Raw genomic sequence first — 13,514 nt, forward strand, 5'->3', positions numbered from 1 at the left:
AGGCCCCAAGCGGGCCTTTTTTATTTTAAGTTCTGTAAGATGAAATCGATCTTGGTATTGGTATTGTCATTCTTTTCAAAAGCGTGATTCTCATACTTAGGCCCCAAGGCGATTCCTTCTTTAAGCCACAGATCAATGAGCGGTTTGTTCTCTAAGGTCACCTTACCGGTGAGTAAAGTATTGAGATCTTCGCCTCGATGATAGAAATCATAGATCTTCTTCAAACCTGTCAAGTAGAGATAATCCTTGGTGTAGCCACCGCCACGATGCACGCGCAAAGCAATGGAGAAGGCTTCATCCTTATTGAGTTTGTACTGCGCGTAAAGCAGATCAAAAGTGTCACAGAAGTTATAACCTTTAAGCAGGCTATCTACTGCTAAAACGCGATAGGCCAATTCTTTTAAACGATACAAGGTCAAGCAATCACTCATGTACTCGCTCATTACGGCCAAGCCTTCTTGAGTCTCCACGTTGTTTGGAAAACCGTTAAAGAACAGCTGAACAGGTTGTCGCATTCCATTAAAGGTGGTCACCATATGCACACCGATCTCATGATTGGCCAATACTTTAAGCTGATTGGCACTGAAACGATGGTTCTTTTTCAAAACCAAGGTCTGCGTATTGTTAAGCACCATGGCCGCGGCGCTGAGTTTGGTGCTCAGCTTGATCTTGAACTTAAAATCGTAGCGTTTGGTAAACTCCTTAAAATAGGCCTCCGCCTCTTCTACCCCGTAGACCGGAAACATTTCATTGTTGTAGACCTCGTCTTCAAAATGCAAGATGAAACGCGCGTTTTCAACATCTCTTTGTCTTGGCGTTCCAAAGCTACGGAGGGAATTGTAATAGAATTTCTTGCCCTGTCCAATGGTCTCGATACATTTAATCAGCGCAGAGTACTCATCAATCACTTCTTTATAAAAGCTGTAACTGGCCTGATCTTCTAATTCATCGATCTTTATGGAATAGAGCTCTCGCTGCAACAAATGCGGATCAAAATCGATCTTACGGTATCTAAAGTTGGGTTCTAGATTAAAGCGATGTGCAAAAAACTGTCGTTTCTGATCTTCAATATTGATGGGATTGACATAGTTCAAGAGTTCAATCTTACGCACCAATTTGTGCAATTGCTGATCTATTTGAAATAACTTCGGATGGGTCTCTTTTAGGGAATCAATCATAAATTAACGCGAAAATTCATTGTAAAAGGCCGTAGCATGGGCCTTTACGCGGTCTCTCATCTGTTCTTCGATCGCGTGTACTACCTCGGGATAAATGATCTGTTTGAGTTCATCACAATAGATCTTTTTGTATTCCGTAGCCAGTACTAAAGTATTGTCAAAATGTTGGGTAATGTATTTTAAGAAGTAACCGTTGCCTTCAAAAGTATCGTTGATCTTAGAAGTTGCTTCTATGCCACCAGGGATAATCAGTTCACTTAAACTCAGACGCCAAGATTCCACATGAGCGCCAAAACGATCGTTATCAATATTCTTTGTCCCTAGGTTGATCACTGGCACTTCCCGATCCCAACGACGCCAATTATAAGAGTGCATATCATAAACGATCACACTTTTGTGCTTGCGCTCCAATTGATCGATCAAGGCTTGGACCACGCGATAGAAATTGTGGTGTTTGTCTAAACTCCGCTGTTTCTTAACTGGATCTAAGGGAGATCTCCAAAGCTTCTTCCCCCATGCATCCTCATAGATGGCGGATTCTGGCGCGCGATTCAAATCGTATTCAAAACGCGAATCGCAACCCGCTATTACAATGGGGTGGCTGATAACCATATTTTTGGTCTCTGGATCTTCCTCAAACCAACGCTCGTATTCTGTGTGCAGGCAGTTGTCCCATAGTTCTTCCCTAAACTGATGTCCATCATGTACGGCACCACAAACATAGGGCACGTAATCGTCGATCTTAAGGGTAAAGGAATAATCCTCAGCTACGGCATGAAAAGGCCGCTCCGCCTGAATATGGGCAATAATTTGATCTACGCTGAGTCTTTCCATTAGGCTTCATCAACATGTTTGCGCAGCTTGGTGCGGCGTTCAAAGGCTTTAACGCGTTCTAAGACCTTATCTTCGACAAAATCGATCACCTTTTCTTGAAGGCGAGTCTTGTACACTTTGTTGATGTAGGTAATCCCACCTGGGGACATCACATTCACTTCAACCAGTTTGCCGTTGATCACATCGATCCCAACAAAATAAAGTCCATCCTTGACCAGTTTTGGGCCAATTCTACGACAGAGTTCTTTTTCTTGTTTGGTAAGGCTGTGTTTTTGTACTGAGCCACCGGCACTAACGTTGGAACGGTGATCTTCTTCACCAGGTACGCGTTTCATAGCGCCAATAGGACGTCCATTGAGTAGCAGTATACGAACATCTCCTTGGTCAGCACCCTCTATATAGTCTTGCAGGATCACATAATTCGTTGTCCCGTCATTATTGTCAATATAGAAGTCTAAAAGCGAGTTAATGCTGAGCATGGCGCGCTTCTCGATGAGGATAACACCCGAACCTCCAAAGCCGTTCAAAGGCTTCAAGATCATCTTATCCGGACCTTCCTTGATTATCTTTTTGAGGTATTCCTTGTTCTTGGTCACGTGCGTACGTGGGATGATCTCGTTGTTCTCATCTTCAAAAACCGCAGTGTAGAGCTTGTTATTAGCTCTGCGGATACCATCCAGATCGTTCATGATAAAGACATCATCCTTAACAGAATCCAGGAAATTCAACATGATCATGTCCAAAGGTGGATTAGACCTTAAAATGATCACATCAAAACCCGCCAAAGGAAGCATCTCTTCATAGAGCTCCGTTTTGGCATGGAAGGATTTTAAATTCTTAGAAACCTTGTCTGGTCGCTTGATACAGCGACAAAAGGCATAGGCCACACTGTCGCGTATGGTCAAATTAGCCGGCGTTGTTATGGCCGTACCGTGACCGCGGCGAACAAATTCGTGAATGAGCGACAAAGTAGTGTCGTTCTCTGGGTCCATATCCTCCCAAGGATACATGATAAAACAAACATTCATAATTGATTGGTGATTGAAGTTTATCGAACTTTTCTGCAATTTACACCGTAATGATATAAAAATTAAATTACTGCACTATGATTTTTTAAAGGCAATCGTACATTTACACAAAACATACTTTATGGATACTGAAAAAATTATGGATCAGATCGGGACTTTAGTCACTGAATACGGTCTAAAGGTCATTGGGGCCATTGTTATTTGGATTGTTGGTTCTTGGATCATCAAGCGCGCTTTGAAAGTGGTGCGTAAAGCGATGAGTAAATCCAACTATGAGGAAAGTCTTCAACGCTTTTTAGCGAATTTATTGGGTTGGATGCTTAAGCTACTGCTCATTTTGGCCATTTTGGCGAACCTAGGCATTGAGACCACTTCCTTTGCTGCTGTGCTTGCTGCCGCTGGTTTGGCAGTAGGGATGGCTTTGCAAGGATCTCTTGGGAATTTTGCAGGTGGAGTAATGATCTTGATCTTTAAACCTTTCAAGATTGGCGATGTCATTGAAGCTCAAGGAGAATTAGGTTCAGTTAAAGAGATCGATATTTTCACCACAAAGATCTTGAAACCTACCAACCGTTTGGCCATCATTCCTAACGGTGCGCTTTCCAACGGGAATATCATCAATTACACAGCAGAAGGAACCTTGCAAGTAAGACACACTATTGGAGTGTCTTATGATTCTGACATTAAGCAGACCAGAGAAGTACTCTTAAAAGTGATGCAAGAAACTAATCTTGTTTTGAAAGATCCAGCTCCTACGGTGACTGTTGGAGCTTTGGCAGACAGTTCTGTTAATTTTAATGCCTGGTGCTGGTGTGACACCGACAATTACTGGACGGTTTACTTTGAGGTACTAGAACGTATTAAAATTGCCTTAGACGAAGCCGGTATTGAAATCCCTTACCCACATCAAGTGGAGATCCAAAAGCAGGGATAGTCAATTAGAAAGAAGTTTAAATTAAAAAAGGGCCTTAGCGGCCCTTTTTTTATGTTTAGTTGCTGGTGATCCTTATGTTATCGATGGCGATGTCTTCATCGTCAGAATTCAAATTAAAGGTAATTCGAATGTCTAAGGTAGTCCCCGTTCCAGTGATTGCAGCGTTAAAGTTGGTCCACGTATCTGTGATCACCGTTCCGTCTCCTACTCCATCAAAATCGGTGTCTAGAGCAGGTTGACTATTAGAACCCGATGCAATGTCAGCCTCAACAGCCAAAAGGTTTTGATATCCTCCACCGTCTATTTGATACTCTATCAAGAGTTGATCGCCCGTAGCGTCCCAATCTTCATTGGCTCCCTCATCATCCTCAGCGATCAAAATATCAAGCTCTAAATTGATTCCTCCGGTGATATCGATACCCGTAATGGTCAAGGTTTGATCACTCGAATAACCTGCCTCTCCATCAATATCCTGCGCTGCAAAGAAATAGGTGCCGTCTGGTGAACCAGAGAAGGTCACAGCTTCCGTAGCGGGAGTAAAGGCTAGATCAGACAATTGAGCTCGAGAGAAATAATCGTCAAAACCAGAACGAATATATTGCGGGCTGCTAAGGGCATATCGCACTCCGGCTCCATCGGTCTCAAAAGACTCCGTATAGGGTAAAGCAGAAGTACCGTCGTCATCTAAAATGGTTAAGGTGTGAACGCTCGGAGTTCCTATAGTTGCTGTACCCAATCCGCCAGAAATAGTACTGATGGTGAATTCAACATCTTCTGCAGCTTCTACGGTGGTATCATCATCAATACTGAATATTGCGACTGCAGTATATGCCGTAGTATTTGCGGGAATGATCACGGTCTGAGCCATGGTTTCAGTGAGGTCGGTATAATCATCAGCTTCAATGGTTATGGTTATAGCATCTGTCGGTGATGGATTGTCTATGGTGAATTCCAGATCTACACGTCCACTTCCTTCTGATAGGGTTTGCGAGCTTGCAGAATAATAGACCTCAGAACCAATTACTGGGCTGGATAAACAGTAGACGTTTTCCCAGTCGGTTCCTCCCCAGATCTGTAAACAATAGTTGCCGTTTGTGGCATCAGCTAAGAAAATAAGTAATCCGATATCATCAACACCTGGATTAATTGTTGTTCGCTCCGCAATGGAGCTAACTCTTGGAGGCATGAAGCCTTTAAAATTCGTGCCGTCAGAAGAACTGCTTACTTCCAGCATCGCGGCATCGCTTGGATTGGTGGTTCCTATTCCAACTTGGGCAAGGGAAATTGCGCCCACCAGGAGGAAAAGTGAGGTTATTAAAGAACGCATAGGATTGAAAATTTGACACAATCTACGCGAAAAAAGTTAACTACAAGTTACCAATTTATAAACTTGTAGATACTTTCGTTAAAGGACGATTAATCAGGTTAAAAGGGCTATTTCACCTCCTCATAATGGTCGTCCCATTCCTGAGGTTTTGGATCTCCCAGCTTGCCAACGGACTTCGCAACTATCATAGATACTGTTGCATCTCCAGTGACATTCACTACCGTTCTGCACATGTCCAGTGGACGGTCCACAGCAAAGATCAAAGCCAAGGCGATCGGCATCATTTCTGCGGGAAATCCAACAGCTTCCAAGACAATGACCAGCATCACCATTCCAGCTCCCGGTACAGCGGCAGAACCAATTGAAGCCAAAAGTGCCGTAAGTACTATGGTCAATTGATTGCTAAAGATCAATCCTTCCGGCCAGAGCACCTGCATAATGAACACCGCAGCTACAGCCTGATAAAGACTCGTACCATCCATATTGATGGTCGCCCCTACAGGAAGCACAAAACTAGAAACCTCTTTATCCACACCGATATGCTCTTCTACGCGTTCCATAGTAACCGGCAAGGTTGCCGCGCTGGAGCTCGTAGAGAAAGCCAATAATTGTGCTGGACTTATTTGTTTTAAAAACCAGATCGGATTCTTTTTGGCAATAGTCGCCACAAGAATCATATAGAAGCAGATCATCAGCAATAAACCAGTGAATACAACACCGGCATAGAACAGTAATCTCTTGAGAATTTCAGGGTCATCGGCAGTCACAACTACTTGCGCCAATAGTGCAAATACGGCTACAGGCGCACTTAACATGATCAAGTCTACCATTTTCAAAACCACATCGTTGAGGGAATCAAATAGGTCTTTTAGCGGTTTCGCAGCCTTTTCACCGATCAAAAGCATAGAGATCCCAAAGAGGATGGTAAAGAAGATCACCTGAAGCATCAAACCGTTATTACTAAAGGCTTTAAACGCATTATCGGGAACCATTTCCACTAAGAACTGCAAAGGACCGCGTTCCTTCCCTGCTTCTTGGATCTTTGAAGTAACCCCAGAGTTATCTGCATAGGTTTCTGAGAGTTTCGCTACGGTCTCCTCAGAGATACCGTCTCCAGGCTGAGCAATATTTACCAGAACTAATCCTATAGAGATAGCGATCACTGTGGTTAAAATATAGGTCACAATGGTTCTGAGGCCAATATTTCTGAATTTGGAAATGTCTTTTAAGTCGGAGATTCCTTTGATCAAGGAAGCCAAGATCAAGGGTATTGCAATGAGTTTTAACAGCTTTACAAAGATGGTTCCGAAGGGATTGATCCAGTCGCCAACGAATTCCTTACCTCCAGAAACACTGGTCATGATAAATCCGAAGATAATTCCCAGAAGCATCCCGATGAGGATCTTCCAGTGTAAAGCCATTTTTTTCATATTTAAGTGGGTTTGGCCTACAATTTAGCCAATTTATTTAATAACCATGCATCTGCCAATACTAGAGCGGCCATTGCTTCAACGATAGGCACGGCACGAGGAACCACGCAGGGGTCGTGACGTCCTTTTCCTTGCATTTCTACCAAGGCCCCTTCACTGTTGAGGGCTTCTTGTTTTTGCATGATAGTAGCGACAGGCTTAAAGCCTACCTTGAAGTAAATGTCTTCTCCGTTGCTGATTCCGCCTTGTACCCCACCACTGTGGTTGGTCTTAGTTGAACCGTCTGCATTGAAAAGATCGTTGTGTTGACTTCCTTTTAAACGCGTGCCTTCAAAACCGGACCCGTATTCAAAACCTTTAACGGCATTAATGGAAAGCATGGCTTTGCCTAATTCTGCGTGGAGTTTGTCAAATACCGGTTCGCCTAAGCCAACAGGCACTCCTTGGATCACACAGCTAATGCTCCCACCCACTGTGTCACCTTCTTTTCGGATCTCTCGGATCAAGGCTTCCATTTGCTCGGCCATAGCCGGGTCTGGACATCTTACCGGATTGCTCTCGGTCAAAGTGAAATCTAGATCTTGATAGGGTTTTTCTAATTGAAGGTCTCCCACAGCAGATACATAAGCATTAATGCTGATGTTACCTAACAGTTGCTTTGCCAAAGCTCCGGCAACTACACGACAAGCCGTTTCACGAGCAGAAGATCTTCCTCCACCCCTATAGTCGCGCAGGCCGTATTTCTGTTGGTAAGTATAGTCTGCGTGTGAAGGTCTGTAGGTATCTTTTATGTGGCTGTAGTCCTTGGATTTTTGGTTGGTATTCTCAATGACAAAACCGATGGGCGTTCCTGTAGTAACGCCTTCAAAAATACCCGAAAGGAACTTTACTTGATCCGTTTCTTTACGTTGAGTTACAATTGCTGATTGCCCAGGTTTTCTGCGGATCATTTCTGCCTGAATGGCATCAAAATCTACCGTCAAGCCCGCTGGGCAGCCGTCAATAATTCCGCCTAAAGCTAGGCCGTGAGACTCGCCAAAAGTGGTGAGTTTAAAAACAGTTCCAAAAGTATTTCCTGCCATGATAATCGATCAGAGACAAAGGTAATTTATCAGTGGGAATATTAAAAGCTACAAACCGCTTAATATTCAGGAAACAAAGCCTAAAAATGGGTAACAGTTTTGCAACCTACTCGTAATAAATCACTAACGATTTCTCATAAAAAATTTGCGCCCTTTGTAATACTAAATCTACAGTGTTGAAAAGGAAGGTGAAAGTAGTGGTGATTTCTGATGTGCATTTGGGCACTTACGGCTGTCATGCGCGAGAATTGCTGTATTATTTAAATTCAGTACAACCCAAGATCTTGATCTTGAATGGAGATATTATAGACATCTGGCAGTTCAGAAAACGCTATTTCCCCAAGTCACATATGCTGGTGATCAAAAAGATCCTTGCGCTTGCGGCTAAGGGCACTAAGGTTTATTATTTAACCGGGAACCACGACGAAAAACTCAGGAAATTCACAGATACCCATATGGGTAATTTGCACGTCATGGATAAACTGGTTTTAAAGTTGGACGATAAAAAGGCCTGGTTCTTCCACGGAGATGTTTTTGACGCTTCCATAAAACACGCCAAATGGCTCGCTAAATTGGGGGGTTGGGGTTACGACCTTCTGATTTTGTTCAATCGCGCTTTAAACTGGGTTTTAAAACTGATCGGGCGTGATAAATACTCACTGTCCAAGCGGATCAAGAACAGCGTTAAATCCGCAGTAAAGTTCATAAGCAACTTTGAAGAAACTGCAGCAGAGCTGGCCATTGAGAACGAATACGACTTTGTAGTCTGCGGGCATATCCATCAGCCTGCGATCAAAAAAGTAAAGAACAAAAAAGGGCGCACCTTATATTTAAATAGTGGCGATTGGGTTGAGAATCTCACGGCCTTAGAATACAACAATAAAACTTGGAAGCTCTTCTCTTACAAGACCAGAGAACGCGTCATGAAATTGGATCGGACTGAAAATGTGGACGCTGAGATCATGCCAGATGTAATTTCTGCATTTGTAGGACTCAATGAGCTTTAAGTGCTTTTTTAAGGATAGTGACGGGGTGCTGCGCTATTCTACGGGTTCCGTCTTCAATTTGATGCCTGCAACTCGTGCCATTCGCTGCAATGAGGGTTGTTGAATCGGCTTTAGATACCGCCGGAAACAACGTTTGCGCTCCGATTTTCATACTGATCTCATAATGCTCCTTCTCGTACCCAAAGCTTCCTGCCATACCGCAACATCCCGATGGAATGATTGTGGGTTTATAATTCTCAGGCAAATTCAGCATATCAAAAGTGCATTTTTGATCACTCAAAGCCTTTTGATAACAGTGATTGTGAATTTTAACTCGAGCCTCTTCAGTCGTAAATTGAGCCGAGGAAATATTCCCTGCAGCAGCTTCTTGAGCAATAAATTCTTCTATGAGCATTGCCTGTTTAGCCAACTGCTCTGCCGCTGCTTTATCCGAACTCATATATCGGTATTCATCTCTAAAGCCCAATATGGCTGAGGGTTCTATCCCTACCAAGACGTCATTTGCTCCTAATTGAGGAGCAAGTTGAGCCACATTGCTATCAATAACCTCAGAAGCCTCCTCCAAATAGCCTTTGGAAAGTAAAGCCCTTGCACTGTTCAAACCGCGGATTGGTTTTACTGCGTAACCCAAGCCAGCCAGCAGGTCATAAGCATCTTGAGCGATCTCTTTGTCAAAATGCTCGCAGAATTCATCTATATACAAAAGGACTTGAGGTAAGGCATCTTTTTTTGCTTCTGACTTTGCATGGAATTCAAATTGATGCGTGCTTAATGCTGGCAGCTTACGTCTGCGGTCAATACCGTAGAATCGTTTAATGGGATTACTCATAAATCCTCTAATGAATAAAGCATTACTCAACTTCGGAAGTTTTGCCAATAAGGCCGTCTTGGCGTCACTCTTGGCAAAAAAACGATCCCTCGGCTTCTCCCCTTTTTCTTTGCGATGTTGGTATTGGATCTCCGCTTTGAATTTGGCCACATTCACATTGCTCGGACATTCATTACTACAGGCCTTACAGCTTATACAGAGGTCCATCACTTTGTGAAGTTCAGGCTGAGTAAAGGGGTTTGATTCTACAGTGTTGGTCAGTAGTTCTCTCAATACGTTGGCACGAGCTCGAGTAGTATCCTTTTCATCTCGAGTGGCGTGATAACTTGGACAAAGCGTCCCATTGCCAGGCAGTTTTCTGCAATCTCCGGAACCGTTGCACTGTTCTGTAGCACGCAGTAAACCTTGACTTTCACTAAAGTCCAAAAAAGTAGTCACCTTAGGCTCTTTACGATCGGGCACATATCGGAGCCGCTGATCAATAGCCCAGGCGTCCACGATCTTCCCGCGATTGAAAATACTATGAGGATCAAACGCTTGCTTTACAGACTTAATATAGCCATAGACCTCCTCTCCCAGCATTTCAGGCAAAAGCGATCCGCGGACAATCCCATCTCCGTGTTCTCCAGATAAGGAACCGCGATACTTTTTAACCAAGACAGCGACCGCTGCGGTGATGTCTTTAAATTTCTTTACGTCTTGTGATTGCTTGAGATTCAGAATGGGCCTTAAGTGCAACTCTCCTGCTCCAGCATGAGCGTAATAGACCACTTGCTGATCAAACTCAGTCATGAGCTGAGTAAATTCTGAGATGTATTCCGAAAGATCTTCTACCGCCACAGCAGTATCTTCTATACACGCAACAGCCTTAGCATCTCCAATCATATTGCCCAAAAGTCCAAGCCCTGCTTTGCGCAATTCCATGGCCTGATCTATTTGAACTCCTTTTAAAACAGGCAGTGCATAAGCCCTTCCAGAATCTTTTAAGCTTTTTAAAAGTGTATCAATAGCTCGGTTTAAAGATTCTGGGCTGTCTTCACAGAGTTCAAGCAGTAGCACGGCTTGAGGATCCTGCTCAATGAAAGCTCTATAAGGCCTATACTTAGCATTATTTACGGTACAATCCAAGATCTTTTTGTCCATGAGCTCACAACTGTAGAGTTTGTGTCTCATCAGCGGAGCTACATCTTTTAAACAAGCTTCAACGCTTGCGTATTGCGGTGCGATCAGCGCTCGATGCTTTGGAGGAAGCTCATCCAAGGCCAGAGTGATCTTAGTCACCAAGCCGAGCGTGCCTTCGCTTCCGGCAATGAGTTTGGCCAAATTGAACGGATTTTCACCCCCAAAAGGCTCCATTTCTAATAGCGCATCTAACGCATAACCCGTATTACGACGGTGAATTTCTTTTTTAGGAAAGACCTCATGGATCTTTTGCTGAGCTTCTTTGGAGGCCAGTAATTCCTTGAGTTGCCTGTAAATTTTACCCAACGCCGTTTCTGAATCTGCGACTTGGTTAAAGGATGCTAAGGTTTCCTCTTTAAGACTGACTTTACTTCCGTCGTAAAGGATCATGTCTAAAGCGATCAGTTTATCTCGCGTTACGCCATAACGAATAGAAGTTGTCCCAGAAGAGTTATTTCCAACCATCCCGCCAATCATACACCGATTAGAGGTGGAGGTATTCGGGCCAAAAAGCAAACCCTGAGGCGCTAATTGCTCATTCAGGTCATCCCTAATGACCCCGGGCGCTACCGTGACCCTTCGATTCGCAATATCAATATCGTGAACTTGTGTGAAGTGCTTTGAAAAGTCCAAGACTATTCCATCCGTCACACATTGACCCGCTAATGAGGTTCCTGCAGTGCGCGCTGTTAGGCTGATTTGATGGGTTGTCGCAAATGAAATCAAGGCTTGAAGATCTGCTTCAGATTTCGGATAAGCTACCGCCAATGGTAATTCCCGATACACGGAAGCATCTGTAGCATAAAGCTGCTTGTGCAACCGATCCCAATGGATTTCACCTTGAAGCTTTTCCTGTAAAGCCTTTAAAGAAGCGTCTAGCTTGGACATGGAATAAAGGTAAGAACTTAAAGCTCCATCTGCCAAGATTCTAGGATCGGGTTTTTAATTAAAATAATTTAACTGTTGTATCTTCGTTTAACTAGTAATTCTTAAACAGACTGAATATGAGAACTACCTTATTTTGTTTATTATGCCTTATCGGTATTGGGTTTAGTGCATCCGCTCAGCGAATTTCAAAAAACGCCTTGGGATTGCGTATTGGAGATGATGACGGTTTTGGCGCAGAGATCAGTTATCAGCGCGCCTTGTTTGAATCCAATCGTTTGGAGTTTAACTTGGGTATCCGATCAGGAAACAATTATGACGGGTTCAAATTAACGGCACTACACCAATGGCTATTTCCATTAGACGGTAACTTCAATTGGTACGTAGGTGCTGGTGGAGGTGCTGGCGTATACAGTATTGACAATGATCTTCCTGGAAATGATGATACCGATTCGTTTGCTTTTATAGCAGGAAACGCGGGTATTGAATACAACTTCAACATTCCACTAATACTCTCTATAGACGTGAGACCAGAAATTGGCTTCGGGGATTTTAACGACGATTTTGACTTTGACCTCGGGCTCGGTATTCGCTATCAATTCTAAAGCGTCGCCGTATCTAAAACACTTTGATATAGTGCCTCATATTGGGGCACTATTTTTTTGATGTCAAACAACTTGGCGTGTTCTCGGGATTGTGCTTTAAAACGAGCCAAAGTAGTATCGTCTTCTAAGATACTCAAGGCCTTCGCTGCCATATCATCAATAGCACCGACCTCACTTAAATAACCAGAAACTCCGGGTTCATTGACTTCTGGCAGACCCCCTGTATTACTAGAGATCACAGGGACTCCCGCAGACATAGCCTCCAAAGCTGCCAAACCAAAGCTCTCTTTTTCTGAAGGCAATAAGAACAGGTCACTAAAGCACAAGATCTTATCGATCTCATTACTATTACCCACAAAACGGACTTTGTCGGCTATACCGAGTTCCTTACAACGGTGTTCTGCGTAAGCGCGCTCTGGCCCCTCGCCTACCATAATGAGTTTGGCGGGAATCTTTTGAGCAATCGCTTCAAAAACATGTACTACATCTTGAATTCGTTTTACAGGCCTAAAATTACTGATGTGCGTAATGATTCGCTCTTCTGGGCTGGCCATCAATTCTCGTTGACATTCTGTGAATTCTTGTGGTTTTGATAGTGCATCAATGAAGTTAGGAACTACTTCTATAGGCACTTTGATATCAAACAACCGCAGGGTGTCCTGCTTTAAACTCTCAGACACGGAAGTTACCACATCACTTTTATTAATACTAAAGGTCACAGCAGGTTTAAAAGAAGGGTGATTCCCAACCAAGGTAATGTCTGTTCCGTGAAGCGTGGTTACCATAGGAAGATCAATACCTGCTTCTGCAAGCATCTTTTTTGCCATATAGCCCGCATAAGCGTGAGGAATGGCATAATGTACGTGCAGCAGCTCTATGCCGTGTTGCTTTACGGTCTCTACCAATTTAGACGATAAGGCCAATTCATAAGGCTGATACAAGAAAAGCGGATATTTCTCAACATGTACCTCATGGAAGTGGATATTCTTCGCTAGAAAATCCAGGCGAACCGGTTGCTGATAGGTAACAAAATGGATCTCGTGTCCCCGTTCGGCAAGGGCAATTCCCAATTCAGTAGCAACAACGCCACTTCCTCCAAAGGTAGGATAGCATACTATGGCAATCTTCAAAGTACTTCGTTTGATGTTTCAGTAGTAAAAGTACAAGGAATGTTTGTACTCTATCAAGGCAAT

General features: G+C 43.5%; 11 protein-coding genes. 3 read left to right on the forward strand and 8 right to left on the reverse strand.

The window, feature by feature from the left end; translation table 11 throughout:
• Nucleotides 1-20 precede the first annotated feature (20 nt).
• From POW22_RS09985 to gshB, 3 genes are read right to left on the reverse strand one after another with little or no spacing between them, the layout of a single operon-like run.
• Nucleotides 21-1,178: a peptidase MATCAP family protein gene (locus POW22_RS09985; RefSeq protein WP_272832526.1), complete on the reverse strand. Its 1,158-nt coding sequence runs from the start codon at nt 1,176-1,178 to the stop codon at nt 21-23.
• 3 nt (nt 1,179-1,181) lie between these two features.
• Nucleotides 1,182-2,012 (reverse strand): N-formylglutamate amidohydrolase, encoded by an 831-nt coding sequence (locus POW22_RS09990; protein WP_272832527.1) that lies wholly within the window; start codon nt 2,010-2,012, stop codon nt 1,182-1,184.
• A complete protein-coding gene (gshB, locus tag POW22_RS09995) occupies nt 2,012-3,040 on the reverse strand; it encodes a glutathione synthase (protein ID WP_272832528.1) in 1,029 nt (342 codons plus the stop codon). The genes POW22_RS09990 and gshB overlap by 1 nt, the downstream gene beginning before the upstream one ends.
• 121 nt (nt 3,041-3,161) lie before the next feature.
• On the opposite strand from gshB, the gene POW22_RS10000 reads away from it, so the two are divergent.
• A complete protein-coding gene (locus POW22_RS10000) occupies nt 3,162-3,974 on the forward strand; it encodes a mechanosensitive ion channel family protein (RefSeq protein WP_272832529.1) in 813 nt (270 codons plus the stop codon).
• A gap of 55 nt (nt 3,975-4,029) precedes the next feature.
• Here the strand turns inward: POW22_RS10000 and POW22_RS10005 are convergent, their stop codons facing one another.
• The 3 genes from POW22_RS10005 to aroC form a co-directional block, all read right to left on the reverse strand.
• Entirely contained in the window at nt 4,030-5,301 is a 1,272-nt protein-coding gene (locus tag POW22_RS10005) for a hypothetical protein (RefSeq protein ID WP_272832530.1), read from the reverse strand.
• A gap of 107 nt (nt 5,302-5,408) precedes the next feature.
• Nucleotides 5,409-6,731, reverse strand: coding sequence for a dicarboxylate/amino acid:cation symporter (locus POW22_RS10010; RefSeq protein WP_272832531.1), 1,323 nt, complete (start codon nt 6,729-6,731; stop codon nt 5,409-5,411).
• A 17-nt stretch (nt 6,732-6,748) separates the two neighbouring features.
• Nucleotides 6,749-7,813 (reverse strand): chorismate synthase, encoded by a 1,065-nt coding sequence (aroC, locus tag POW22_RS10015; protein ID WP_272832532.1) that lies wholly within the window; start codon nt 7,811-7,813, stop codon nt 6,749-6,751.
• Nucleotides 7,814-7,986: 173 nt separating this feature from the next.
• On the opposite strand from aroC, the gene POW22_RS10020 reads away from it, so the two are divergent.
• Nucleotides 7,987-8,820: a UDP-2,3-diacylglucosamine diphosphatase gene (locus tag POW22_RS10020; RefSeq protein ID WP_272832533.1), complete on the forward strand. Its 834-nt coding sequence runs from the start codon at nt 7,987-7,989 to the stop codon at nt 8,818-8,820.
• Here POW22_RS10020 and POW22_RS10025 read toward each other — a convergent pair.
• Nucleotides 8,807-11,719, reverse strand: a complete 2,913-nt coding sequence (locus POW22_RS10025; protein ID WP_272832534.1) for an FAD-binding and (Fe-S)-binding domain-containing protein — start codon at nt 11,717-11,719, stop codon at nt 8,807-8,809. The genes POW22_RS10020 and POW22_RS10025 overlap by 14 nt on opposite strands.
• A gap of 116 nt (nt 11,720-11,835) precedes the next feature.
• On the opposite strand from POW22_RS10025, the gene POW22_RS10030 reads away from it, so the two are divergent.
• A complete protein-coding gene (locus tag POW22_RS10030) occupies nt 11,836-12,321 on the forward strand; it encodes a hypothetical protein (RefSeq protein ID WP_272832535.1) in 486 nt (161 codons plus the stop codon).
• Here the strand turns inward: POW22_RS10030 and bshA are convergent.
• A complete protein-coding gene (gene bshA / locus POW22_RS10035) occupies nt 12,318-13,451 on the reverse strand; it encodes an N-acetyl-alpha-D-glucosaminyl L-malate synthase BshA (protein ID WP_272832536.1) in 1,134 nt (377 codons plus the stop codon). The two genes, POW22_RS10030 and bshA, sit on opposite strands and share 4 nt — an antisense overlap.
• Between the last annotated feature and the right edge of the window lie 63 nt (nt 13,452-13,514).

Origin of the sequence: Gilvibacter sediminis (assembly GCF_028561565.1) — a bacterium.
Taxonomy (GTDB): domain Bacteria; phylum Bacteroidota; class Bacteroidia; order Flavobacteriales; family Flavobacteriaceae; genus Gilvibacter; species Gilvibacter sediminis.